Annotated in this window: 25 protein-coding genes; 7 read left to right on the top strand and 18 right to left on the bottom strand. The window is 56.0% G+C overall.

From position 1 onward, the window contains the following. Positions 1–238: 238 nt before the first annotated feature. Positions 239–1,117, bottom strand: coding sequence for an aromatic amino acid DMT transporter YddG (yddG, locus tag IM290_RS17905; protein ID WP_193042478.1), 879 nt, complete (start codon positions 1,115–1,117; stop codon positions 239–241). Between the two features lie 220 nt (positions 1,118–1,337). Here yddG and fdnG point away from each other — a divergent pair, with 220 nt between their 5' ends. From fdnG to fdnI, 3 genes are read left to right on the top strand one after another with little or no spacing between them, the layout of a single operon-like run. Continuing rightward, a complete protein-coding gene (gene fdnG, locus IM290_RS17900; protein ID WP_193042477.1) occupies positions 1,338–4,385 on the top strand; it encodes a formate dehydrogenase-N subunit alpha in 3,048 nt (1,015 codons plus the stop codon). Between the two features lie 11 nt (positions 4,386–4,396). Then, complete coding sequence (fdxH, locus tag IM290_RS17895) at positions 4,397–5,281, top strand: formate dehydrogenase subunit beta (RefSeq protein WP_003857048.1); 885 nt, start codon at positions 4,397–4,399, stop codon at positions 5,279–5,281. Then, on the top strand, positions 5,274–5,930 hold the full coding sequence (gene fdnI, locus IM290_RS17890) for a formate dehydrogenase-N subunit gamma (RefSeq protein ID WP_032102982.1): 657 nt from the start codon (positions 5,274–5,276) through the stop codon (positions 5,928–5,930). The genes fdxH and fdnI overlap by 8 nt, the downstream gene beginning before the upstream one ends. A 72-nt stretch (positions 5,931–6,002) precedes the next feature. Here the strand turns inward: fdnI and IM290_RS17885 are convergent, their stop codons facing one another. From IM290_RS17885 to ppk2, 3 genes are all read right to left on the bottom strand, one after another. Next, the gene (locus tag IM290_RS17885) at positions 6,003–6,326 is read right to left on the bottom strand and encodes a CcdB family protein (RefSeq protein WP_193042476.1); all 324 of its coding nucleotides are present in this window, start codon (positions 6,324–6,326) and stop codon (positions 6,003–6,005) included. Then, a complete protein-coding gene (locus IM290_RS17880) occupies positions 6,326–6,514 on the bottom strand; it encodes a hypothetical protein (protein ID WP_109937657.1) in 189 nt (62 codons plus the stop codon). Before IM290_RS17880 ends, IM290_RS17885 begins: the two co-directional genes overlap by 1 nt. Positions 6,515–6,616: 102 nt before the next feature. Beyond that, on the bottom strand, positions 6,617–7,435 hold the full coding sequence (ppk2, locus tag IM290_RS17875; RefSeq protein ID WP_193042475.1) for a polyphosphate kinase 2: 819 nt from the start codon (positions 7,433–7,435) through the stop codon (positions 6,617–6,619). A 160-nt stretch (positions 7,436–7,595) separates the two neighbouring features. Between ppk2 and araJ the strand changes: the two genes are divergently transcribed. Next, on the top strand, positions 7,596–8,771 hold the full coding sequence (araJ, locus tag IM290_RS17870) for an MFS transporter AraJ (RefSeq protein ID WP_193042474.1): 1,176 nt from the start codon (positions 7,596–7,598) through the stop codon (positions 8,769–8,771). 39 nt (positions 8,772–8,810) lie between these two features. On the opposite strand, the gene IM290_RS17865 is transcribed toward araJ, so the two are convergent. Beyond that, on the bottom strand, positions 8,811–10,013 hold the full coding sequence (locus tag IM290_RS17865) for an NAD(P)/FAD-dependent oxidoreductase (RefSeq protein ID WP_086626139.1): 1,203 nt from the start codon (positions 10,011–10,013) through the stop codon (positions 8,811–8,813). A gap of 130 nt (positions 10,014–10,143) precedes the next feature. On the opposite strand from IM290_RS17865, the gene IM290_RS17860 reads away from it, so the two are divergent. After that, positions 10,144–10,653: an Rrf2 family transcriptional regulator gene (locus IM290_RS17860; RefSeq protein WP_193042473.1), complete on the top strand. Its 510-nt coding sequence runs from the start codon at positions 10,144–10,146 to the stop codon at positions 10,651–10,653. A gap of 39 nt (positions 10,654–10,692) precedes the next feature. Here the strand turns inward: IM290_RS17860 and adhP are convergent, their stop codons facing one another. From adhP to IM290_RS17825, 7 genes are all read right to left on the bottom strand, one after another. Beyond that, complete coding sequence (adhP, locus tag IM290_RS17855) at positions 10,693–11,703, bottom strand: alcohol dehydrogenase AdhP (RefSeq protein ID WP_006810706.1); 1,011 nt, start codon at positions 11,701–11,703, stop codon at positions 10,693–10,695. A 196-nt stretch (positions 11,704–11,899) separates the two neighbouring features. Continuing rightward, the gene (locus IM290_RS17850; RefSeq protein ID WP_193042472.1) at positions 11,900–13,609 is read right to left on the bottom strand and encodes an ABC-F family ATP-binding cassette domain-containing protein; all 1,710 of its coding nucleotides are present in this window, start codon (positions 13,607–13,609) and stop codon (positions 11,900–11,902) included. 343 nt (positions 13,610–13,952) lie between these two features. Then, positions 13,953–15,650: an NAD-dependent malic enzyme gene (locus tag IM290_RS17845; RefSeq protein ID WP_006810704.1), complete on the bottom strand. Its 1,698-nt coding sequence runs from the start codon at positions 15,648–15,650 to the stop codon at positions 13,953–13,955. 176 nt (positions 15,651–15,826) lie between these two features. Continuing rightward, on the bottom strand, positions 15,827–15,964 hold the full coding sequence (gene sra, locus IM290_RS17840; protein WP_193042471.1) for a stationary-phase-induced ribosome-associated protein: 138 nt from the start codon (positions 15,962–15,964) through the stop codon (positions 15,827–15,829). Positions 15,965–16,059: 95 nt separating this feature from the next. After that, positions 16,060–16,275, bottom strand: a complete 216-nt coding sequence (gene bdm / locus IM290_RS17835) for a biofilm-dependent modulation protein (RefSeq protein ID WP_015570485.1) — start codon at positions 16,273–16,275, stop codon at positions 16,060–16,062. Between the two features lie 141 nt (positions 16,276–16,416). Beyond that, on the bottom strand, positions 16,417–16,938 hold the full coding sequence (locus tag IM290_RS17830; RefSeq protein ID WP_193042470.1) for a VOC family protein: 522 nt from the start codon (positions 16,936–16,938) through the stop codon (positions 16,417–16,419). A gap of 51 nt (positions 16,939–16,989) precedes the next feature. Continuing rightward, positions 16,990–17,841 carry a Vmh family MBL fold metallo-hydrolase gene (locus IM290_RS17825; protein ID WP_023296660.1) on the bottom strand — a complete coding sequence of 284 codons (852 nt, stop codon included), beginning with the start codon at positions 17,839–17,841 and terminating at the stop codon, positions 16,990–16,992. 111 nt (positions 17,842–17,952) lie between these two features. On the opposite strand from IM290_RS17825, the gene IM290_RS17820 reads away from it, so the two are divergent. Together IM290_RS17820 and IM290_RS17815 are read left to right on the top strand one after the other, a co-directional pair. Then, entirely contained in the window at positions 17,953–18,840 is an 888-nt protein-coding gene (locus IM290_RS17820; RefSeq protein ID WP_023303768.1) for a LysR family transcriptional regulator, read from the top strand. A 69-nt stretch (positions 18,841–18,909) separates the two neighbouring features. After that, complete coding sequence (locus IM290_RS17815) at positions 18,910–19,338, top strand: OsmC family protein (RefSeq protein WP_003857069.1); 429 nt, start codon at positions 18,910–18,912, stop codon at positions 19,336–19,338. Positions 19,339–19,369: 31 nt separating this feature from the next. On the opposite strand, the gene IM290_RS17810 is transcribed toward IM290_RS17815, so the two are convergent. From IM290_RS17810 to ddpX, 6 genes are read right to left on the bottom strand one after another with little or no spacing between them, the layout of a single operon-like run. Further along, the gene (locus IM290_RS17810; protein WP_015570491.1) at positions 19,370–20,296 is read right to left on the bottom strand and encodes an ABC transporter ATP-binding protein; all 927 of its coding nucleotides are present in this window, start codon (positions 20,294–20,296) and stop codon (positions 19,370–19,372) included. After that, positions 20,289–21,275, bottom strand: a complete 987-nt coding sequence (locus IM290_RS17805) for an ABC transporter ATP-binding protein (protein ID WP_032648372.1) — start codon at positions 21,273–21,275, stop codon at positions 20,289–20,291. Before IM290_RS17805 ends, IM290_RS17810 begins: the two co-directional genes overlap by 8 nt. After that, a complete protein-coding gene (gene ddpC / locus IM290_RS17800) occupies positions 21,272–22,168 on the bottom strand; it encodes a D,D-dipeptide ABC transporter permease (RefSeq protein ID WP_006810694.1) in 897 nt (298 codons plus the stop codon). The genes IM290_RS17805 and ddpC overlap by 4 nt, the downstream gene beginning before the upstream one ends. Beyond that, complete coding sequence (locus tag IM290_RS17795; protein WP_193042469.1) at positions 22,165–23,187, bottom strand: ABC transporter permease; 1,023 nt, start codon at positions 23,185–23,187, stop codon at positions 22,165–22,167. The genes ddpC and IM290_RS17795 overlap by 4 nt, the downstream gene beginning before the upstream one ends. Before the next feature lie 23 nt (positions 23,188–23,210). Further along, positions 23,211–24,743: an ABC transporter substrate-binding protein gene (locus tag IM290_RS17790; RefSeq protein ID WP_150325876.1), complete on the bottom strand. Its 1,533-nt coding sequence runs from the start codon at positions 24,741–24,743 to the stop codon at positions 23,211–23,213. Positions 24,744–24,758: 15 nt separating this feature from the next. Beyond that, positions 24,759–25,331, bottom strand: coding sequence for a D-alanyl-D-alanine dipeptidase (gene ddpX, locus IM290_RS17785; RefSeq protein WP_193042468.1), 573 nt, complete (start codon positions 25,329–25,331; stop codon positions 24,759–24,761). Positions 25,332–25,340 lie beyond the last annotated feature (9 nt).

Genomic DNA, 25,340 nt, shown 5'->3' with positions numbered 1-25,340 from the left:
ATTCAGAAATAAACTATTGCACTTTGTGCTATATAGCGCGCGAATATTGGCGCTGAATTAATTACCTGCGTTGTCAGTTTATGTCAATTTCCACAACACCTCTGGCTTTCTGACAGCACTCTATACAGAAATTTAATTACTCTCTAATGTTACGAATTATATTCGAGTGTGTGATCACGTATTAAAATATTGTTAATATTTTGCCGGGCATATTCGGTACCCGGCAAAAATAAAAATGCTATTTGCGGGTGGCATACCAGCACAATAACGATCCGGCGCACACCATCAATGCCCCTTGCCAGAATGAGAGTGAAAGCGGAGAACTCAGCAGAATAGCCGCCAGTGCGGCGGAAAGAACTGGCGTGAAATAAGAGACAGCCGCAAGCACCGTGACGTTACCGTGAAGAATACCGATATTCCAGGCGGCGTAGCCAAAGCCAAGCGCAACCCCACACATCAATAGCTTCACCACAACCGGGACGCTGAACACCATTTCGGGCTGATCGCTGACGGCATATTTGAGCCACAGGCTCAGGGCGGTCAGCAGGACGAAAAGGGTAATGCCATTTTGCCCTTTGGCATACTTGCTGGTGACGGTGCAGTAGGCGGCCCAGATAAAAGCGCCAGCAAACGCCAGCCCATAACTTAGCGGACTGGTAACGACGTTCTGCATGATGTCATTCAGTTGCAGACCGTTTTCGCCACCTAAAACCCAGCACACCCCCAACAGCGAGATGAGAAGCCCAGGGATCACCCACAGGGTGGTTTTTTGCCCGTTGAACAAAATCGCGAACGCAATCGTCAGGCTTGGCCACAGATAATTGACCATACCGACTTCAATCGCCTGTGAGCGCGTCGCGGCATACCCCAGCGACAGGGCCAGGCACATCTCATAGCTGACAAACAGGATGCTGCCCGCAATGAGATAGCGCGTGGAAAAACGCCGAAGATCGGGAAAACCCACCGTCACCAGACACAACAGCCCGCTGACGGTGTAAATCATCGCCGCGCCGCCCACCGGGCCCAGTCCTTCACTGACGCTGCGGATGAGACCCACCATGGTGCTCCACAGCAATATGGCCGCCAGGCCTGTCAGCGTTGCTCTTTTTCTGTCCATTACCCTGCCAGTCTTCTAAAAATCAAAGGGAAAACTTATAGCATCTATTTGCTACACCTGGCGAATTTTCAATGAGCCTGTTAACCCGAAAGGATTAGCAAATCGTACCGGCAGTGACTATTAAGGGGGCGAAGTCTGGCGACCTTGATTTGACGCAAAAAAAACAGGGGCTTTGCTGTTAGTTTGCGGCGCGAAGTCTTATTAGATAACGAGGACAGCAATGGACGTCAGCCGCAGACAATTTTTTAAAATCTGCGCGGGCGGTATGGCCGGAACAACAGCCGCAATGCTGGGATTCGCTCCCAAAATGGCGCTGGCTCAGGCACGCAACTATAAACTGCTGCGCGCGAAAGAGATCCGTAACACCTGCACATACTGCTCCGTGGGTTGTGGGCTATTAATGTATAGCCTGGGTGATGGCGCAAAGAACGCCAAAGAAGCGATTTATCATATTGAAGGGGACCCGGACCATCCGGTGAGCCGCGGGGCGCTTTGCCCGAAAGGGGCGGGGCTGCTGGACTACGTCCACAGTGAAAACCGTCTGCGCTACCCGGAATATCGTGCGCCGGGCTCTGACAAATGGCAGCGTATCTCCTGGGACGAAGCCTTCTCCCGAATTGCAAAACTGATGAAAGCGGATCGCGACGCCAACTTTATTGAGAAGAACGAGCAGGGCATCACGGTAAACCGCTGGACCTCCACCGGGATGCTGTGTGCCTCTGCGGCAAGTAATGAGACCGGCATGCTGACGCAAAAATTTGTGCGCTCCCTCGGCATGCTGGCGGTTGATAACCAGGCGCGCGTCTGACACGGACCAACGGTAGCAAGTCTTGCTCCAACATTTGGTCGCGGTGCGATGACCAACCACTGGGTTGATATCAAAAACGCTAACGTCGTGGTGGTAATGGGCGGTAACGCCGCTGAAGCCCATCCGGTGGGATTCCGCTGGGCGATGGAAGCAAAAAACAACAACGATGCGACGCTGATCGTCGTCGATCCGCGCTTTACGCGTACGGCATCGGTGGCTGATATCTATGCGCCGATCCGCTCCGGTACGGATATTACGTTCCTTTCCGGCGTGCTGTTGTACCTGATCGAAAATAACAAAATTAACGTGGAATACGTTAAGCATTACACCAATGCCGGCCTGCTGGTACGGGAAGATTTCGCCTTCGAAGATGGCCTCTTCAGCGGCTATGACGCCGGGAAACGTCAGTACGATAAATCGTCCTGGAACTATCAGTTCGACGAAAACGGCTACGCGAAACGCGATGAGACCCTGAGCGATCCGCGCTGCGTGTGGAACTTGCTGAAACAGCACGTTTCCCGCTATACGCCGGACGTGGTGGAAAACATCTGCGGTACGCCGAAAGCGGACTTCCTGAAAGTATGTGAAGTGCTGGCTTCCACCAGTGCCGCCGACAGAACCACTACATTCCTGTACGCGCTGGGCTGGACGCAGCATACCGTGGGCGCGCAGAACATCCGTACCATGGCGATGATCCAGCTGCTGCTCGGCAACATGGGGATGGCCGGTGGCGGCGTGAACGCCCTGCGCGGGCACTCTAACATTCAGGGCTTAACCGACCTCGGCCTGCTGTCGACCAGCCTGCCGGGTTACCTGACCCTGCCGTCCGAGAAGCAGACCGACTGGGAAAGCTGGCTTGACGCCAACACGCCAAAAGCGACGCGTCCGGACCAGGTGAACTACTGGAGTAACTATCCGAAGTTTGCCGTCAGTCTGATGAAATCGTTCTACGGCGACGCGGCGCAGAAAGAGAATGACTGGGGCTTTGAGTGGTTGCCGAAATGGGACCAGGCTTACGATGTCATCAAGTATTTCAACATGATGGATAAGGGCGACGTCACGGGGTATATCTGCCAGGGCTTTAACCCGGTAGCGTCATTCCCGGATAAAAACAAAGTCGTTCGCAGCCTGAGCAAGCTGAAGTACATGGTGGTTATCGATCCGCTGGTCACCGAAACGTCTACGTTCTGGCAGAACCACGGTGAATCAAACGATGTCGATCCGGCAGCGATTCAGACCGAGGTGTTCCGCCTGCCGTCGACCTGCTTTGCGGAAGAGGACGGTTCAATTGCCAACTCTGGCCGCTGGCTACAGTGGCACTGGAAAGGTCAGGATGCGCCCGGCGAAGCGCGTAATGACGGCGAAATTCTGGCCGGGATTTACCATCGTCTGCGCGAGATGTACCGCGCCGAAGGCGGCAAAGGCGCTGAGCCGCTGCTGAAGATGAGCTGGAACTACAAGCAGCCGGATCATCCTGAGTCCGAAGAGGTGGCAAAAGAGAACAACGGCGTGGCGCTGGCCGACCTGTACGATGCCAACGGCAATCTGGTGGCGAAGAAAGGACAGCTGCTCAATAGCTTCGCGCTGTTGCGTGACGACGGTACCACGGCCTCTTCCTGCTGGATCTACACCGGCAGCTGGACGGAGCAGGGTAACCAGATGGCCAATCGCGATAACGCCGATCCGTCAGGCCTGGGCAATACCCTGGGCTGGGCATGGGCGTGGCCGTTGAACCGCCGCGTACTGTACAACCGTGCCTCCGCAGACGTGAACGGTAAGCCGTGGGATCCGAAACGCATGCTGATCGAGTGGAACGGCACGAAGTGGACGGGGAACGATATCCCTGACTTCAACACCGCCGCGCCGGGCAGCAACACCGGGCCGTTTATCATGCAGCCGGAAGGGCTGGGACGTCTGTTTGCTATCGACAAACTGGCGGAAGGGCCGTTCCCGGAACACTACGAGCCGATGGAAACGCCGCTCGGCACTAACCCGCTGCACCCGAATGTGGTCTCCAGTCCGGTGGTACGCATCTATGAAGACGACGTGCTGCGTTTAGGTAAAAAGGACAAGTTCCCGTATGTCGGCACCACCTACCGCCTGACCGAGCATTTCCATACCTGGACCAAGCACGCGCGGCTTAACGCCATCGCGCAGCCGGAACAGTTTGTGGAGATAAGCGAAACCCTGGCGAAGGCGAAAGGCATTGCCAACGGCGATCGCGTGAAGGTCAGCAGCAAGCGCGGCTTTATTCGCGCGGTGGCGGTGGTCACCCGTCGTCTGCAAACGCTGAACGTGCATGGCCAGCAGGTGGAAACCGTCGGTATACCGCTGCACTGGGGCTTTGAAGGGGTAGCGCAGAAGGGCTACATCGCCAATACCCTGACGCCAAACGTCGGCGATTCCAACTCGCAAACGCCGGAGTATAAAGCGTTTCTGGTCAACATCGAGAAAGCGTAAGGAGCGATTAAATGGCGATGGAAACACAAGACATTATTAAACGCTCCGCGACCAACCCGATAACGCCCGCGCCTCGTGCGCGGGATTACAAGGCAGAAGTCGCCAAGCTGATCGATGTCTCCTCCTGCGTGGGCTGTAAGGCCTGCCAGGTGGCCTGCTCGGAGTGGAACGATATTCGCGACGAGGTGGGGCACTGCGTTGGTGTCTATGACAATCCTGCTGATCTGAGCGCCAAGTCCTGGACGGTGATGCGCTTTAGCGAAACCGACCAGAATGGCAAGCTGGAGTGGCTGATCCGTAAAGACGGCTGTATGCACTGTGAAGATCCGGGCTGCCTGAAGGCATGCCCGTCTGCCGGGGCAATCATTCAGTACGCCAACGGGATCGTCGACTTCCAGCAGGATAACTGCATCGGCTGCGGTTACTGTATTGCAGGTTGTCCGTTTAATATCCCGCGCCTCAATAAAGAGGATAACCGGGTCTATAAATGCACGCTGTGCGTCGATCGCGTCAGCGTCGGCCAGGAGCCTGCCTGCGTGAAGACCTGTCCTACCGGGGCGATCCACTTCGGTACCAAAAAAGAGATGCTGGAAGTGGCACAGCAGCGGGTGGATAAGCTCAAAGCGCGCGGCTATGACAAGGCCGGGATTTATAACCCGCAGGGTGTCGGCGGTACGCACGTCATGTATGTTCTGCACCACAATGACCAGCCGGAGCTGTATCACAATCTGCCGAAAGATCCGGCGATCGATACCTCAATCAACCTGTGGAAAGGGGCGCTTAAGCCGCTCTCAGCAGCGGGCTTTATCGCCACCTTTGCCGGGCTGATTTATCACTACATCGGTATCGGACCGAATAAAGAGGTGGATGACGACGAGGAGGAGCATCATGAATAAGTCGAAAATGATAGTGCGCACAAAATTTGTCGATCGCGCCTGTCACTGGACGGTGGTCATCTGCTTCTTCCTGGTGGCAGTATCCGGCATTTCGTTCTTCTTCCCGACGCTACAGTGGCTCACGGAAACCTTCGGGACACCGCAGATGGGACGCATTCTGCATCCGTTCTTCGGCGTGCTGATTTTCGTGGTGCTGATGTTTATGTTCGTGCGTTTCGTTCATCACAACATCCCTGACAAGCAGGATATTCCCTGGATTAAAGGGATTGTTGAGGTTCTGAAAGGCAACGAGCATAAAGTCGCGAAGGTGGGCAAATACAACGCCGGGCAGAAGATGATGTTCTGGACCATCATGAGCATGATTTTCGTGCTGCTGGTAACCGGAGTGATTATCTGGCGTCCGTATTTTGCCCAATATTTCCCGATCCAGGTGGTGCGCTACGCACTGCTGATCCACGCGACCTCGGCCATTATTCTGATCCACGCCATCCTGATCCATATGTATATGGCCTTCTGGGTGAAAGGATCGATTAAAGGCATGATTGAAGGGAAGGTGAGCCGCCGCTGGGCGCAAAAACACCATCCGCGCTGGTATCGGGACGTTGAGCGACTTGAAGCGCAAAAAGAGAGTTCGGAAGGGTTGAAGTAAACCTTGCGCCGTCGGCATTGTCCGGCGGCGCTGCACTTGCGCGGGCAGGAATAACTGCCTGGCAGGCTGGCGTCATGTGTTAGTCAATAAGCGATCAATTGCTGCTATAACATCCTGACGAGCGTTACGTAAATTACAAACAAAGTCTTTTGGATTAATTTTCTGGTTATTAATATTGGTTATCATTGGCGAATAAATCAGAAAGGTTTTAAATTCAATATTTATTCCTGGAGCCAGCTGGCTCTGCCATAGCGGTAGCCTGTTATTTCTCGCGAGGGGTACAATGACGCGAGTGGGGAGATCCTCATAATAATCATCCTGGATAAGCATATAATAAGGAAGCTGGTCCCGCTTTGCCGCAGACGTATTACGATAAACATTAAATTGTCTCAGCATTAAAGCACCCTGAAAAACTCATCATCAGTGATAGTTCCATGTTTCTCCACAAACTCATTCATTGCTCGTATAAATGCACGATCCGCTTCTGATAGCTGATGTGATGGTGTCGAGCCTGGCTTAGCATGGGTTGTAGGCTTTGTTGCTGCTTTAGGTCTGGAAGGGGGCGATTCTGCCGTGCGTTTCATCGGTTTCTCCTTTGTTGGTGCGGTCATTATCAACCGCAGCCAACAAAAAACAATACTGTTTCCCCTGGTAATCTACATTATGCGAGCCGTCTTCCAGTAATATCAAAATTGCTCTGCAATATACCGGAAGGGATATTTTGTAGGCTTCACTTTGCCGATCTTGCGTTTCGGTAAATCCACCTTGTCTACGTGAATTTCTTTATAGGGGATCTGGGAAAGCAGATGCGAAATAATATTCAGTCGCACCCTTTTTTTATCTTCTGAGCGCGCCACAAACCACGGCGCCCAGGCGGTGTCGGTCGCTTTAAACATCGCGTCGCGGGCGAGGGTATACTCATCCCATAGATTGAAAGATTTAATATCCATTGGAGACAGCTTCCAGATATTGCGACCATCATTAATGCGATCGCGCAGGCGGCGCTCCTGCTCTTTTGGCGTTACTTCAAGCCAGTATTTCAACAAAATGATCCCGGCATCGACCATCGCTTTTTCCATTACCGGCGTTCCATCAAGAAATTTTTCGGCCTGCTCCTCGGTACAGAAACCCATGACTCTTTCCACGCCCGCGCGGTTGTACCAGCTGCGGTCAAAAATAACGATTTCCCCGGCAGAGGGCAGATGGGGAACGTAACGCTGAAAATAGAGCTGACTTTTCTCTTTATCGGTGGGGGCCGGTAACGCAACAACGCGAAACACCCGAGGGCTGACGCGTTCGGTGATGGCTTTGATAGCGCCGCCTTTACCGGCGCCGTCTCGCCCTTCAAAAACAATACAGACCTTTAACCCTTTGGCGACCACCCATTGCTGGAGCTTAACCAGTTCAACATGGAGGCGGCGAAGCTCTTGCTCGTACGCTTTGGTTTTGAGCGGCGCGTTTTTAACGACATCATCAACAACACGGGTTTTCTTCTTACTGACCATGGTGGGTCTCCCTTTGTATCCGGTCGCGGGATCGAGGCCGTACTAAGAGTGTAATCGGCCTGAATGAATGGATTAATGTGTCAGAAATCTGATTTGAACTGGTTCACCATACAAGTTTAATCAATAATGCACGCTGCATTTTTTTAACAGTGGTCGCGGTATGAAAAAGACAATTTTTTCGTTAGCACTGGGTACCTTTGGCCTGGGGATGGCTGAGTTTGGCATTATGGGCGTGCTGACCGAGCTGGCTCATGATACGGGCATTTCGATTCCCTCCGCCGGAAATATGATTTCGTTTTACGCTTTTGGCGTGGTGATCGGCGCGCCGATTGTGGCGCTGTTCTCCAGCAAATTTTCGCTGAAAACAACGCTGCTGTTTCTGGTGGCGATGTGCGTCGTCGGTAACGCGCTCTTTACCTTCTCTGACTCCTACGTGGGACTGGCGGCGGGGCGCTTAATCTCTGGTTTCCCGCATGGCGCGATTTTCGGAGTGGGGGCGATAATCCTGTCAAAAATCGCGCCGCCGGGTAAAGTGACGGTCGCTGTGGCCGGGATGATTGCCGGGATGACCGTTGCCAACCTGCTTGGCGTGCCGCTCGGGACGTGGCTGGGACATGAATTTAACTGGCGTTACACCTTCTTTTTGATTGCGGTCTTTGACGCGCTGGTGATCCTGTCTGTTCTGCTGTGGGTGCCTGACATTCACGACACGACAACCACCCGGCTGGCAGAACAATTCCACTTCCTGAAGAAACCGGAACCGTGGCTGATTTTTGCCGCTACGATGTTTGGCAATGCCGGGGTGTTTGCCTGGTTTAGCTTCGTGAAGCCGTTTATGGTCAACCTATCAGGCTTTTCTGAGGGCGTCATGACCGCGATCATGATGCTGATGGGGCTGGGCATGGTGCTGGGAAATGTCTTCAGCGGCAAGCTGTCGTCACGCTTTAGCCCGCTGCGCATTGCTGCCACCACCGACCTGGTGATTGTGGCTTCGCTGCTGGCGTTGTTTGCCTTTGGCGAGCTTAAAACAGCTTCACTGGTCATGGGATTCATCTGTTGCGCCGGGCTGTTTGCGCTCTCTGCGCCTCTGCAAATTCTGCTGCTGCAAAATGCGAAAGGCGGCGAGATGCTGGGGGCCGCAGGCGGGCAAATGGCGTTTAACCTCGGCAGCGCAATTGGCGCCTATTTCGGTGGATTGATGATTACGCTCGGCTTTAGCTGGAGCTATGTCACGCTGCCGGCCGCGATTTTATCCTTCTCTGCGATGACCTCTCTGCTGATGTATGGTTATTTATGTGCCAAAAAGCGTCAGGCCAACGCAGGTGCGCTGGCCTGATTGCACACTTTGCCCGCTGGTCGCGGGCGCAGGAGGGGACTAAACGAATTTCGCCAGCGGGTCAGCGGCGGCAAAAGCGACCGCTTTGTCTGCTGCTGGCGGGTAAATCAGTTCGTTGGTGATGGCGACTTTGATCTTTTTGCCTTCCTCGCGCACGGATTTAACGCGCTGTTCCCAGCCCTCGGTGTATACCGCGCCCCAGCCACCTAAATCCAGACAGGTGACGTAGTTCACCTGACGGTAAGGGTACGGCTCCAGATTTAACAGGCTGGCCGCCGCGTTGTGTCCGGCGAATTTCCCCAGCTGGATCGCGTGCTGGCAGGTCATCAGCGCCGTGTTGCCCGCATCGTCCGTTTTGGCGTGCGCCATATCACCCGTCGCGTAAACCTCCGGATGCGCAGGAACCTGCAACGTGTCGTTGACGATCAGCCGTCCCTGAGTATCGCGTTCCCCGTCAATTTGCAGGCTGAGGAGGTTAGCTTCTACCCCTGCCGTCCACACTACAGTGGCGCTGGCAATGCGCTCTCCGTTTTTCAGCGTTACGCCGCTGGCATCGATGGCTTCAATTTCACTGTTTAAACGCCATTCAACGCCGAGCGCGTTGCTTGCTTCTTCAATTGTGTTACGCAGCGCCTCGCTATAACGCCCGCCGATGGTTGCACCTCTTTCAACTACGATTACTTTAGTCTTTGTATCAGCGCCGAAGCGAGTACGGAGTCGGGCAGGGAGTTCCGTTGCCAGTTCGATGCCGGTAAAGCCGCCGCCACACACGACCACGGTATTACGCTCCGGGGTGGAGGGGCGCGAAACCAGCGAATCAAGATGCTGCTCGAATAATCTGGCGGAGTCGAGTTGGTCGATATCAAAGGCGTATTCAGCCAGACCGGCAACAGGAGGACGTTTAGTCTGGCTACCGGTTGCGAGGATCAGACGTTCCCAGGCGACGTCAGCAATCGCGCCGTTTGAATCGCGATACAAAACGGTTTTAGACGAGGTATCAATACGTTGTGCTTCGCCCGCAATAAAGGCGATACCCAGCTCAGCATACAGTTCGGTCAGCGGCGCGACCATCGTCGACACGTTCTCTTCATAAAAGCGTGGGCGAACGCGCAGCTCCGCAACAGGGGCCAGCACGGCAATGCTGAGGCTATTGTTACCCGCCAGAGCAGAAAGGCGCGCGGCGCTGACCGCAGCCCACATACCGGAAAACCCACTACCCACAATTAAAATCTGCTTTTTCATACTCGATCCTTTAGTGCGTCAGGCTGTATGTCTGACATAACTGCCACTATACTTGTCGGAGTTAACTGCGACAACTTCTTTCTGAGTTAAAAATCGTTATAATGCAGCGAACAATGACCCGGAGTGAGCCATGGCGTTTTACAGTTCTGGTGTGGAATATGGCATTCATAGCCTGATGTGTATGGTGGATGCAAAAGGCAATGAACGTGAGATGAGCGTCCGGGAGATGGCGGCCTTGCAGGGCGTGCCGTACGACTATCTTGGAAAAATCTTCACCCGTTTATCACGCGCGGGGCTGGTCATCAGCACCGAGGGTAAAGGGGGAGGCTTCCGGCTGGCGCGTCCGGCAGAGCTGATCAGCGTGCTGGACGTGGCGCACGCCATCGACGGCGAGAAGAATATGTTTGAGTGTCGGGAAGTGCGTCAGCGCCTGGCGGTGTTTGATGAAACGCCACCTGCCTGGGTCTGTGACGGCCCGTGTGGGATGCGCTCGGTCATGGACAGCGCGCAGCAGCGGATGGAAGAGGAGTTAGGGCGCCATACCATCCTGGATCTGGCGCGGAAGATGTATCGAAAAGCGCCGGACACGTTCCAGATCGAGGTTCAGGAATGGATTTCCGATCGCCGTTCGTCCACGTGAAAAGCCGGGCAGGGCAGAGCCGCTACCCGGCCACCGCGGTTAAGAACGTAAATCAATCACCATACGGCCACGGATCTGGCCCTGTTCCATCTCTTTGAAGATGGCGTTGATATCTTCCAGTGGGCGCATTGTAACTTTCGGTTTCACCTTACCTTCAGCCGCAAACTGGAAGGCTTCGAGCAGATCCTGACGGGTACCCACCAGGGAACCCACTACCTGAATCCCATCCAGGACCAGACGTGGAATATCCAGGCTCATCGCTTCCGGCGGCAGGCCTACAGCCACCACGCGGCCTCCGGCGCGAACTGCGTCAACGGCAGAGTTGAAGGCCGCTTTCGCTACCGCCGTCACCACCGCCGCATGTGCACCGCCGGTTTTCTCCTGAATCACTTTTGCCGCATCTTCACTGCGGGAGTTCACGGTTAAGTCTGCGCCCATGCTGGCAGCGAGCTTCAACTGCTCGTCATTCACGTCAATGGCGATAACTTTCGCATTGAAGACATTTTTGGCGTATTGCAGCGCGAGGTTGCCCAGACCGCCCAGGCCATAGATCGCAATCCACTGGCCGGGTTTGATGTCAGAGACTTTTACCGCTTTGTAGGTGGTGACCCCGGCGCAGGTGATGCTGCTGGCCGCCGCAGAGTCCAGTCCGTCCGGAACTTTAACCGCGTAATCCGCGGTTACGATGCACTCTTCCGCCATGCCGCCGTCAACGGAGTAACCCGCGTTTTTCACGTCACGGCACAGCGTTTCGTTGCCGGTATTACAATATTCACAGTGGCCACAGCCTTCGAAGAACCACGCCACGCTTGCACGATCGCCTACTTTTAGCGACGTGACGCCAGGACCAATCTCTTTGACGATACCAATCCCTTCGTGGCCGAGGATCACCCCGGTTTTGTCGCCAAAATCGCCATTCTTAACATGGAGATCGGTATGGCAAACGCCACAGCACTCCATCTTCAGCAGCGCTTCACCATGTTTGAGCGCGCGTAAGGTTTTTTCTGTGACATTAACCTGATGATCCTGAGTGACAACAGCAGCCTTCATGTGTTTCTCCTTTCATGATGAGTATCTGCATAGCAGGTCTGATTACCCATTAAGGATTAATACTTTGGCGATGTAATGCAAGGTAACCGCAACATAATGTCATTATTTGATGCATTTTCGGATTAAGAAAAGGCTGTACCCCTCATAAATTGGGGTGAAAAACACTAGCCCGGCGACGTCACCGCCGGGCTCAGATTTACAGTTGCGCTTCTATCACCTCAATCTCTTTTCGCCATTGCGCCTGTAACTGCGGTTTTTGATGTTTTGGCTTGCGCGCCAAATCCTCTTCCAGCAGCGTTTCCAGGGCAACCAGGCGTTCGAGCAGATCGTCAGACGCTGAAAAGGGTGCCTTCGATGCGGCCTTCGACGCTTCAGGTACAACCGGACCGGTGTCCTCACGCAGACGCTCAAACGCCGCCTCCGCATCGTGCCATTCGCTCAGCCTGCCGTCCTCAATCAGCCAGAAGCGGTTACAGCTCTGGCTAATTAACTGACGATCGTGGCTCACCAGCAGCACTCCGCCTTCAAACTGTTGCAGCGTTTCCGCCAGCGCCTCTTTGCCTTCCATGTCCAGGTGGTTGGTCGGTTCATCCAGCATCAGCAGGCTATAACGGGCAAGCGTCAGGCCGACGAACAGCAGGCGCGAACGTTCCCCGCCGCTCAGCGTACTGACTTTTTGCCCGTGACGCGCCCACGGGAACCCGGCACTGATGAGCGCCATTTTACGTGTCTGCGGATCTGGCGCGAAAGGCTCCAGCGCATCAAGCAGCGCCGCATCGTCCGGCAACTGGTGCAGCGTCTGGTCGTAGTAGCCGGGTGAGACGCGCGGATGACGCTTAAGCCGCTCGTCCGCGATCTCGTCGCGAAAATGTCGCCAGATAAGCTTCAGCAGCGACGATTTTCCGCAGCCGTTACGACCCACAATCGCCACGCGATCGCCGCTCTTCAGCCGCGCGCTGTCGAGAGTAAACAGGTCTGGCAGACCCGGCGCCGGGGGGACGCCGAGGTGAGTCATTTCCAGCAGGCGGTCGGCCCGAAGAGCGTCCCCGCGCAGGGTTAAGGTCCACGGGCTTCCCGCCGTCAGTTCCGTCTGGGTCTCTTTCAGGCGTTCGACCTGTTTTTCCATCTGCTTAGCCTTACGGGAGAGATCTTCGTTGTCATAGACCTTGCCCCAGGTCGCGAGACGCCGTGCGCTGGCCGTGACGCGGTCGATCTCTTTTTGCTCTGCCTTATGGCGCAACGCATCGCTTTCGTCTTTTGCGTCGAGCGCCAGACGGGCGGCAGTGCAGGGAAGGGCAAAGGCGTGCAGCGTTTTATCGCGCAGGATCCAGCTGCCGTTGGTTACCGCGTCCAGCAGTTGCCTGTCGTGTGAGACCAGCACAAAGCTGCCGGACCAGTTTTGTAGAAACTGCTCCAGCCACAGCAGGGTCGGCAGGTCAAGGTGGTTGCTCGGTTCGTCCAGAAGCAGCAGATCCGGATCGCTTATCAACGCTCGTGCCAGCAGCAACCGCGTATGCTGGCCGCCGCTCAGCGTGGCGGAGGTTAACGCCGTTTCCTGCGTCGTGAAGCCCATTCCGGCCAGCAGCGTCTCGGCTTTCCAGCGCAAACTGTCGCGCTCACCAATCGGCAGCTGCGCCAGCACCGCATCCAGCATGGTCAGGGGATAAAGGGCCTCCGGCAGATGTTGTTCCACGCGCGCCAGCAGGCAATGCCCCGCCAGTGAAACGGTTCCGGCAGCAGGGGACTGCGTCCCGTCGAGGATTTTCAGCAGCGTACTTTTTCCGCAGCCGTTATCACCCAGCAGGCCGATGCGATCGCTTTTTTTCAACGTAAAGGAGAGAGAGTCGAAGAGCGTGCCGAACGCCGTATCAACGCGTAAAGAATGTGCAGTGAGTAAAGTGCTCATTGTTGCTTACCCAGGAGTTACAGGCATGTTTATGCCTCGTCAAACATCGCTGACGATAACTCAGTAAGCCCGAGAGAAGGGATTTCAGGGGTTGGTGTCTTCGCTCAAGCGGAAGTTATCGCAGCACGATACCGATAACGCTTGAGCTGGTGCGATCACCAAATGTATGTGAAACATTGAAAATTTCACAGTACAGCATAATTGGCCTCCTTATATATTCAGTAGGTTAATGGATGAAGGGAGTGTAGCGGGGGAAAATGGGTTTGGCTAGTGGGAGGTACCGTATATTCCCCTCACCCTAACCCTCTCCCCTTTGGGGAGAGGGCTGGGTGAGGGGCAATGCTTAAATCGAAGTACGACGATAGCTACGGTATTCCGGCATCCAGAAGTTATCGTCAATCGCCTGCTGCAACGCATCGGCAGAGGTTTTCACCGCGACGCCTTGCTGCTGCGCCATTTTGCCTACCGCGAAGGCAATTGCGCGGGACACTTTATGAATGTCTTTCAGCTCCGGCAGTACCAGGCCTTCACCGTTATTCACCAGCGGTGAGTGACCTGCCAGCGTTTCGCTCGCGGACATCAGCATTTCGTCGGTGATGCGTGACGCGCCGGAGGCGATAACCCCCAGACCAATACCCGGGAAGATATAGGAGTTATTGCACTGTGCGATGGGATAGAGTTTGTCCTTCCACAGCACCGGATCAAACGGGCTACCGGTCGCGACCAGTGCCTTACCTTCGGTCCAGGCGATGATATCCTGCGGCGTTGCCTCCACGCGTGAAGTCGGGTTAGACAGCGGCATCACGATAGGGCGTTCGCAGTGCTTGTGCATCTCGCGAATAATCTCTTCCGTGAAGAGGCCGGTCTGCCCGGATACGCCGATCAGAATGTCCGGCTTCACGTTGCGCACCACGTCAAGAAGCGAGAGCACTTCGTTATCCGTATCCCAGTTTTTCAGGTTTTCACGCTTCTGCACCAGTTTGGTCTGGAACGGGAGCAGGTTTGGCATACCGTCGGTCAGCAGGCCAAAACGGTCCACCATAAAGACGCGGGAGCGAGCCAGCTCTTCGCTTAAGCCTTCGCGCTGGGTCTGGGCAATAATTTGCTCGGCGATGCCGCAGCCCGCGGAGCCTGCACCCAGGAAGACAATTTTCTGATAGCTGAGCTGGCTGCCTGCCGCACGGCTCGCGGCAATCAGCGTCCCCACGGTCACTGCCGCAGTGCCCTGAATGTCATCGTTGAACGAGCAGATCTCATCGCGGTAGCGGTTCAGCAGCGGCATGGCGTTTTTCTGTGCGAAGTCTTCGAACTGCAACAGCACGTCCGGCCAGCGGTGCTTCACGGCCTGGATGAAATCATCAACAAACTGATAGTACTCGTCGTCGGTAATGCGCGGGTGACGCCAGCCCATGTACAGCGGATCGTTCAGCAGTTGCTGGTTGTTGGTCCCCACGTCCAGCACAACCGGCAGGGTGTAGGCCGGGCTGATCCCGCCGCAGGCGGTATACAGCGAGAGCTTACCGATGGGGATCCCCATCCCACCAATGCCCTGGTCGCCAAGGCCCAGAATACGTTCGCCATCGGTTACCACGATCACCTTGATGTTGTGATTAGGCACGTTTTGCAGAATGTCGTCCATGTTGTGACGGTTCTGATAGGAGATGAACACGCCGCGGGAACGACGGTAGATCTCTGAGAAGCGTTCACACGCCGCGCCGACGGTTGGGGTATAAATGACGGGCATCATCTCTTCGAGATGGTTCTGCACCAGGCGGTAGAAGAGGGTTTCGTTGGTGTCCTGGATATTACGCAGGTAGATGTGCTTATCGATTTCGGTTTTAAAGCCCTGATACTGGATCCAGGCGCGTTCCGCCTGTTCTTCAATGGTTTCAACCACTTCAGGCAGCAGACCCAGCAGGTTAAAGCTGCTGCGCTCTTCCATGCTAAAGGCGCTGCCTTTGTTCAGAAGGGGAAACTCCAGTAAAACCGGACCGGCGTAAGGAATATAAAGGGAACGATGTTTTTTCAGTTTGTTGTCCATGTCACTCACTCTTTTTAAGAAGATCCGTCCCTGACGCTGCTGTTTGTCATCTTTCTGGCCTGTGCTACGGGGTGCGGTCGGGGGGTATTATAAAGGAGCTAAATATTAATTACCGCAACACATAAACAAAAACACCACCGGGGTAACCGATGGTGTTGTGGATTTCGTACTGGAACTTACTTGCCTGCCTGACGTTTCCTGCCGGTGGTGTGGGTCACTTGCGTTTCGCTCCCCTCTTCAATAACCACTTTGCGCTGGTTAGAGAGCTTGTAGTTCAGTCCCAGAATGTGGCGTGCCTGACGGTTCGATTTCATATTAACTCCTCAATCCCGTTGATAGTTTTAAGGACAAGTTTGCTCACGCAAACGAAATGTAACCCCTTAGGTTGCAGATCCAGCTTAGCAGGTTTTTACAAAGGTGCATTTTGCCCGCTAACGACATAGTTGATGGTTTGCTGGTAGATGTCACTGAGGATGTCATTGTCTGTGGCTTCCACCCACCTGGTCAGTTCCATCAAAATGTCATCTTCGGTAACAACACCGTGCTCCGCCTGAAGCCCCTGCGCAATCGCGTTAACGAGTTCGGGTTGTGCTGCTGTGGTATGTGCCGGGTAATAAGTAAACATGCTGCCTCCGTGTCGTTTTCTGTTTAATGTTACGGCGTGCAAATTCGTAATTCGCATTCAGATTGGCAAATATTTTTGCCGTTGTGGTTCAGATTCGTCCTGGAAATAAAAATATCATCTCCCGTAGCACAGAAATAACATTCAGGGTTTCCAGCGGCGTAAATTTGTCGTTTTTTCAAAAGGCATGGGCGTTGGCCAGGAAATCAATTCTACAATGCTGCCCCATGGGGTTTGCCCATAGCAGAAAGCATTACCTTCACCTTGCTCATCCGGAAACGTGAGCGGCTTTGGCGCGGTAAACATCTCCCCGCCAGCAGCGGTGAAAGCGGCTATCGCCTTATCAAAATCATCAACATAAACAGCAAAATGCTGGAGGCCAAAGTCGCTGGCGCGGGTGGGCATTCCCTGTTCAGGGCCATGCATTTCGAAAAGTTCTATGCCGGGTCCGTGGGGCATGACGAGCATGCGAATGGCGTGAATTTTTGTGCCGGGAAATAATTTTAAGGTGTGCTGCTGGGCGGGCTGATCAATATTATCGGTTTGCGCATCGACAGAATGATATAAAACCTGGGCGTCGAAAGCGCGTTCAAAAAATAGGGTGGCTTTTTCAATGTCGGGCACCGTAATACCGATATGGTCGATGCCCCTTACTGAAGATGGCATAGTTAACTCCTGCTATAAAAAATTTAAATATAGCAGGAGATAATCAGGCTATTACCACTTCATTTCGCCGGTATTCACTTTGGCACTCAGTTCCAGCGAACTGGCTTCCGCCAGATTCGGCCACTGTTTTTTCATTGTGTTGATGACGCCGGTTGACGCTTTATCTGCCGTGAGGGCCTGTTCAAACTGCTGTAGATAGCGACGGGTAAAGTCGATAGCGCCGGTACCTGCTGGCGGTGTCCCCAGGTAGTGGCCCGGAATAACGTGTTCGGGCTTAAGGGCTGCCATGCTATCCAGCGTCTGCTGCCACTGTTTGCGGCTTTCCGGCGTTTGGGTATCTGCCGTCCAGACGTGAATGCCCCATGAGACGCCCGTGCCGCCGAGGATGGTTTTTGCGGATGGGATCCAGACATACGCCGCATAGCTCTCAGGCTCTTCAATATTCACTCTCTCACCGTCAATCATAAAGGTGGTTGAGGCAAGCACTTGCGGCACGTAGAGCTGCGTCGGCGCGCCGTCTTTCATCTGTGGCCCCCAGAAGGCGAGCTTCGCGTCTTTTGTGGCCTTGATATGGTCCACCACCTGTTGCGTGGCGACAACTTTGGCATTAGGGAAGGCTTTCACCAGCGGTTGCAGGCCGAAATAGAAATCCGGATCGCCGGAAGTGATCACGATTTTGTTCAGCGTTTTACCGCTGTGGCGAATTTTTTCTACCAGCGCTTCGCCATCTTTCACGCTGAACTGGGCGTCAAACAGTACCGCCTCTTTCGGGCCAGACACCAGGGTGGAAGAAACGGCAAAAATGCCTTTTTCCTGCGGGTTGTACGTATCAACGGTCAACGGCGCGGCAAAGACGGCCGGAGTGAAAAGGGTTGTCAGCAAAGCAAGGCGGGCGATGGTCATGGTCATCTCTCTGTTCTTCAGGAAAGTCTCTATTGTACGGATCTCTTCATTTGCCAGAATTCCTGAAACAGGAGATGCTTAGTTTCATAAATCGAGCAAATGGAGGTCAAAATGGATCGCGTTATTGCTGCCCAGGTGTACAACCGCATCTGTGAGCTGGGGAGTTTAAGCGCGGCGGCGCGGGCGCTGGGGATCTCCCGTCCGATGGTGAGCCGTTATCTGGAGCAGATGGAGAAGTGGGCCGGGGCGCGGCTGGTGAACCGCTCCACCCGCAAGCTGACGCTGACGGCGGCGGGAGAGAAGGTCCTGCAAAAGACGCGTACGCTCTCGCAAATTTCTCAGGAAATTGAAGATCAGTCAGTGAAGGATTTACCCTCAGGCACGCTTCGCGTCGCCTGCGCGCATTTCACTGCGATGCAGATTATCGCTCCGGTGCTGCCCGATCTGTTGCAGCGTTACCCTCAGCTGCGCATTGAGCTGGATGTTAATAACCATCCGGTAAGCCTGGTGGGCGAGCGAATTGACGTGGCGATCCGCATCACCGATAACCCCGAACCGGGCATGATCGCCCGCCGACTGGGAGAGTGTCGGTCCGTACTTTGCGCTTCGCCGCACTACCTTGCCAGCCGGGGCGTTCCAGAGCAGCTGGAGGACTTAGCCCGGCACAACTGCCTGCATTACAGCTTTTTTGCCGGTCAGTCGTGGCGTTTTTTGACGCCCGAAGGGGAGCCGATCACGACGGCGGTCAGCGGCAATCTCAGCGCCAGCATCTCGTCACTGCTGATGGAGGCGGCGATAAACCACTGTGGTATTGCCATGCTGCCCGAGCGCGAGGCGGACGCGGCGCTACGGCAGGGCAGCCTGGTGCCGGTGCTCAGCGCCTTTACGCCAAAACCAATCGGTATTTTTGGTATTTATCAGTCGCGAGACTATCAGCCTGCGGCGCAGCGTGTGTTCCTCGACGCGCTGGCAAACCACCTTGCCACGCGCTCGGACTAATCTGTCTTCCCTGCAAAATGGATTATGCGTCCTATACTTATCCCTTTGTAAGCCAAAAGGAGAGCAAGAATGACGATTCATAAGCACGGTTCAGCACACTGGTCTGGCGACATCAAACGCGGCAAAGGGACGGTCTCAACAGAAAGTGGCGTCCTTAACCAGCAACCTTACGGCTTTAACACCCGCTTCGAGGGCGAAAAAGGGACCAACCCGGAAGAGCTGATTGGCGCAGCGCACGCGGCCTGTTTCTCTATGGCCCTGTCGCTAATGTTGGGCGAAGCGGGTTATACCGCCGATTCCATCGATACCACGGCGGATGTCTCGCTGGATAAAACCGACAGTGGTTTTGCCATCAGCAAAGTGGCGCTGCAAAGCAAGGTGACGGTACCGGGTATCGATCCGCAGCAGTTCGACGGCATTATTCAGAAAGCGAAGGCGGGTTGTCCGGTGTCGCAGCTGTTGAAAGCCGAAATCACGCTGGATTACAAACTGAACTGATATCAGGCCGGGCAAATGCCCGGCTTATTTTTTAACGGTTACGCCAGCAGCGTACGCTTCGGTCTCCGGCTGCGGGCTGAAGCGGCTGCGGCCGTTCGCATCCTTCAGCTGCCAGCGGGCAGCGGTCGCGGAAGTAGCAGCCATCGGGCAGGCGGCGATTACCGGGGAGATCGGTTTTGCGTAATGCCAGATCTTCGTCCAGCGGTTCTCCGGTACGGGGAACGGAGTCAAGCAGCAGCTGCGTATACGGATGCCGTGGCTTGCCCAGCACCTGGTCCGCCGGACCCAGCTCCACGATCTGCCCCAGATACATTACCGCCACCCGGTCGCTCATGTGACGGACCACCGAGACGTTGTGCGAGATCAGCACGTAGGTCAGATTTCGCTGCTGTTGCAGGGCAACCAGCAAATTGAGGATCTGCGCCTGGACGGAAATATCCAGCGCGCTGGTGGGTTCATCCAGCACGATGATGTCCGGATCCGAAGAGAGCGCCCGGGCAATAGCGATGCGCTGGCGCTGTCCGCCCGAAAACGCATGCGGCAGGCGGTCAAGATATTCCGCCCGAATGCCCACCTGCTGCGCCAGCGTCTCAGCCAGCTGACGACGCTCCCGTTCGCTGCGGCGTTGCTGTATCCACACCGGCTCGGTGATGATGCGCCAGACCGGTAAACGCGGGTCGAGGGACGAGAGCGGGTCCTGAAATACCATCTGCATACCGCCTGCCGCATTCGCGCGCTGACAGGCACCGGTACTCGGTTTGAGCATGCCCATCAGCAGCTGCGCCAGCGTGCTCTTTCCACAGCCGGATTCCCCCACAACGCCCAGCGTTTCGCCGCGATGGATCCGGAGATCCATGCCGTTGAGGGCGTGTACCTGCTCCGTCACGCGCCCCAGCCAGTTTTTGCGCGCAGGAAAATTCACATGCACGCTATCCAGTTCCAGCAGTACCTCAGACATGTCGTGTCTCCTGTTGTGGGTACCAGCAGGCAGCCTGCTGGCCTTCTGCGCCCGTGGAAATTAAGCGCGGCGTTTCGCTGCATTTCGCCCCGGCAGCAAAACAGCGTTCGCGAAAGGCACATCCGCGCGGGAGGTGGCTGAGGTTAGGCACCGTGCCGGGAATGGCCGGGAGGATCTCGCGCGGTTCACCATTTTCCGGGGCACACCGCAGCAGGCCAATCGAATAGGGGTGTACAGGATGGTGGATCAAGGTCTGCGTGCTGCCGCTTTCGATCACGCTGCCCGCGTACATAACGTACATCCGGTCACAAAGCTGCGATACCACCGCCATATCGTGACTGATAAACAGCACCGACGTCCCGCTGGCGCGCGCTTTGTGTTTCAGCAGACGCAGCACCTGACGCTGAACGGTCACGTCCAGCGCGGTGGTCGGCTCATCGGCAATGATCAGCTCCGGCTCGCAGGAGAAGGCAAGGGCGATCATCACCCGCTGGCGCATGCCGCCGGAAAGCTCAAACGGATAGCGATCCATCACCTGTGCCGCATCCGGGATTTGCATCTCGCCCAGCAGGGCGATCGCCTTCTGCTGCGCGTCGCGGCGGGAAAGCGACTGATGCTGGCGTATCACCTCCACCATTTGCCTGCCAATCCGGCGCGTGGGGTTGAGCGCCGTCATCGGCTCCTGAAAAATCATCGCCACCCTGGCGCCGCGCCACTGACGAAGCTGTTTTTCCGACGCGTTCAGGACATCTTCCCCGAGGAGCGTGACCCGTCCATGATGAATATGGTAACTGCCTTCCGGCAGCAGGCGCATCGCCAGCATCGCGGTGACCGATTTTCCCGAGCCGGATTCGCCCACCACGCCGACAATTTCACCCCGGCCAATCTCCAGCGAAACGTGGTTGAGCGCGTGGACGTCACCGCGAAAAATGGGGAAGCTCAGGTGCAAATCTTCAATTGATAATACGGAATCACTCATGACTGCTTCCCTCCTGATTTGGGATCCAGCAGGTCGCGAAGACCATCGCCAAACAGATTAAACCCAACTGCCGTGATCAGAATTGCCGCCCCCGGAAACGCGCAGTACCACCACTGGTCAAGCACGTAGTTACGCCCCACGGCCACCATCGCGCCCCATTCGGCGGTGGGCTGCTGCGCGCCTAATCCAATAAAGCCCAGCGTGGCGGCCATCAGAATGGCGCTGCCGATATCCAGCGATGCCTGAACGATCAGCGGCGGCAGGGCGTTACGCAGGATATGCCAGCTGATCAGGTGCCAGCGCGACGCGCCAAAGGTGCGGGCGGCCTGTACGTAGGTGAACTGGCGCACCACCAGCGTTTGCCCGCGTGCCAGCCGCACGTAAAACGGAATGCGTACAATCGCAATCGCCAGCATCGCGTTAAACAGGCTTGGGCCGAGCGCGGCGGCCAGCGCCATCGTCAGCACCAGCGAGGGGATGGAGAGCATAATGTCCATGATACGCATAATGATGGCGTCGCCGCGTCCGCCGAGTACGCCGGACAAACAGCCGAGCAGAGAACCGATGCCGCCCGCAATCACCACCACCGCCAGCCCCGCCGTGATGGACTGCTGGCTGCCCACCAGCACGCGACTGAACAGATCCCGGCCCACCTCATCGGTGCCAAACCAGTGCTGGGCTGAAGGCGCCTGCAATCGCGCGGTCAGATCCAGTGCGTTCGGATCGTGCGGGACTATCCACGGCGACACCACCATCATCAGCAGCATCACGATCATAATCACCCCGCCGATCAGCGTGAGCGGGCTTTTGCGTAACATCCAGAACAGCTTTGCCCAGTTGATGCGCTGTTTGGCGGTGCTGACGGGGACGGGCGTTTCCTGAGTTAACATCATTCGGCACCTCCGCGCCCGATTCGCGGGTCGATCCACAGATACAGCAGATCCACCACCAGATTGACGAAGACATAGGCCAGCGATACCACGACCGCGAAGCCCATGACGGCAGGGAAGTCCAGCGCCTGAATGGAGGTCACCACCCAGGCTCCCATTCCCGGCCAGGCAAACACGGTTTCGGTAAGGACTGCCCCATACAGCAGATCGCCCAGCGCCAGCCCGAGCACGGTAATGGAGGGGATCATGGCGTTGGGTAAGGCGTAGCGCAGCACGATGTACCAGCCCGGCAACCCGCTCGCGCGGGCGGTACGAATATAATCCTCGCTCAGCTGCTCCAGCATCGCGGAACGCACCTGACGCGCCACAATACCCAGATGCACAAAGGCCAGGGTCAGGGAGGGTAGAATCAGATGCTGTAGGGCATTGAAAAACACCTCTCCGTTGCCTTCCAGCAGGGCGTCCAGCAGATAAAAGCCGGTAATGTGGGCAGGCGGATCGAGCCAGTCGTCCAGCCTGCCGCCGCCGGGCAGAATTTGCAGTTGCCCGTAGAACAGAACGATTACCCCCAGTCCCAGCCAGAAGGCAGGCGTCGAGATGCCCGTCATCGCTATCAGTCGCACCAGGTGATCCAGCCAGCGGTTACGGTACACCGCCGATAAAATGCCCAGCGGTACGCCAATCACCAGCGCCAGCAGCAAAGAGCAGAAGGCCAGCTCCAGCGTGGCGGGGAAAAAGGCTTTCAAATCTTCCGCAACGGGGCGACCGGTGCGAATGGAGGTGCCCAGATCGCCGTGCGCCAGCGCCTCTACATAGCGGCCAAACTGAATATAGAGTGGTTGATCCAGCCCCAGCTGCTGGCGGATGCCCTGCACGATTTCATCGCTGGCGCGGTCACCGGCCAGCAGGCGGGCCGGATCGCCGGGGATCAGGTGTGAAATAATAAAAGTAATAATACAGACACCGGCCACCACCAGGATTAACCCCCAGCAGCGCTGGCGCACGATGCTCCAGAACGTCATACACTTCCCCCCGGCGTGGGCCGTTACTTACTCATGGTGGCGATGTTAAAGACCTGCTCAAGCATCGGATTAAAGGTGAAGCCTTTGACCTCTTTGTTCATCGCCAGCTGGTAGTTCTTCTGGAACAGATAAACGTAAGCCGCCTCGTCAATCACCACTTTCTGCGCCTGCTGGTAATCTTTGGTGCGTTCCGCCTGATCGGTGGTTTTCAGTGCCGCCTGCAACAATGCATCGACCTCTTTGTTCTCATAGAATGAGCGGTTACCCGGCAGCCCTTTTTTGTCCGATTCGAACCAGTAGTTCATGAACATGTACGGGTCAGCGAAGTCCGGGCTCCAGTTACCAATCGCAATGTCATAATCACCTTTGCCGACGCGGTCGCGCATGGTGGCGTTCGCCAGTTTCTCGAGCTTGACGTTAATCCCCAGCTTGCCCAGGCTCGCCTGCGTGGAGAGGGCGATAGGCTCCCAGTTCGGGTCGTTATCGGAGTAGAGGAACGTCAGGCTGGCCGGTTTATCGTTGACTTTCTCCAGCGCCGCTTTGGCCTTAGCCTCGTCAAAGCTGTACTGCATGGCGTTCGCATCGAAGCCCCACATGCCCTCCGGGATCGGGCCGCGCATCTGCTTGCCGTTCCCGCTGAGAATGCCTTTCACCATCCCCTGATAATCGGTGGCCCAGGAGACCGCGCGGCGCAAATCCACCTGATTCATCGGAGGCTTACTGTTGTTCAGATAGAGGTAGGTCACCCGCAGGGACGGGTATTCCGCCACGGCCACTTTGCCTTCCTGCTTCAGAGCGGCAAGCTGATCCACCGGCAGGGCGTCGGCGATATCCAGATCGCCACGGGAAAGTTGCAGGCGACGCGAGGCGCTTTCACCGATAATCTTCACCGAGACGCGCTTGAAGTGCGGCTTTTCACCCGGCCAGTGTGGGTTGGGCACCATCACCAGCTGCTGACCTTTGCGCCAGCTTTTCAGCATAAACGGTCCGGAACCCGCGGTGTTTTGCGCCAGGAAACCGCGCGCGTCGTCGGCGGCATTGGCTTTCAGCACCGCCGGGTTGACGATCGACGCGCCGTCATTGGCCAGCGTGTAGAGGAACGGGGCGAACGGCTGGCTGAGGGTGAATTTCACCGTATGCTCATCCACCGCGTCCACTTTCAAATCTTTCGGGAACGCTTCGGAAGGTCCCTGATTAATTTTCAGCAGACGTTCAAACGACAGCTTGACCGCTTCGGCGGTCACCGGCCTGCCGTCGGAGAATTTTGCATTATCTGCCAGGGTGAACGTCCACTCTTTCTGGTCGTCAGACGCCTTCCAGCCCGTCGACAGATCGCCTTCCACCTCCGTGGTGCCAGGCTTGTATTTCACCAGACGCTGGTACGAGGGGTAGGTCACCGTCCAGTCGTTGTTATCGATAGTGACCGCCGGATCCAGCGTTTGCGGATCGGCAGCTTTCCCAATCACCAGCATATCTTTTGGCACCGCCGCCAGCGCGAGAGGGGCGCTCAGGGCGAGCGTAGCGGCAATCAGGGTTGTAAGCAGCGTAGTTTTCATGGCCGGGCTCCAGAATTAGAGTGAGTGTGTGGTCGGATAACAGGCGAACAGGTCATCTAACAGCGGGTAGCTGGCGGCGTTCGGCAGTTCGAAATGCCACCACTCGCTGCTGATGCCCACAAAACCGCCGCCGTACATCACGGCGTTCAGGAGCAGACGATTTCGCTGCGCCTCGGGCGGAACGGAAGGGTGCCAGGCATGAGAACGGTCGTGCATTTCGTCAAACCCGGCGCCCATATCCAGCACGTTGTCGTGTTCATCCATCAGCGTGACGTCAATGGCGGTGCCCCGGCTGTGGTTAGAGCCAATTGCGACATCCACCACGTATTCCGGATTGGGGCAGGCATCCCAGAGTTGCGACTGCGCCTGCTGGGGGCGGTAGGCGTCGTAAACCACCAGCTTCAGACCGGCCAGCGCGGCGATGCTGATCGCTTTCGCCAGCGCGGTGGCGGCATCCGTATGCAACAGGCACGCGGCGTGCTGGTAGATCGGGCGGCCAGTGATGTTATCGGCGGTCGCGTATTTCAGATCGATATGCAGCGTGGGAAAGGTTTTCGCCACATCAATCAGTTGACTCTCTTCAGGCATAGCTCCGCT

Source organism: Enterobacter cloacae complex sp. S1 (genome assembly GCF_014930525.1).
Lineage (GTDB): Bacteria > Pseudomonadota > Gammaproteobacteria > Enterobacterales > Enterobacteriaceae > Enterobacter > Enterobacter hormaechei_C.
Note: the sequence above shows the minus strand (reverse complement) of the source record. Positions and strands in the feature narration are given on the sequence as shown.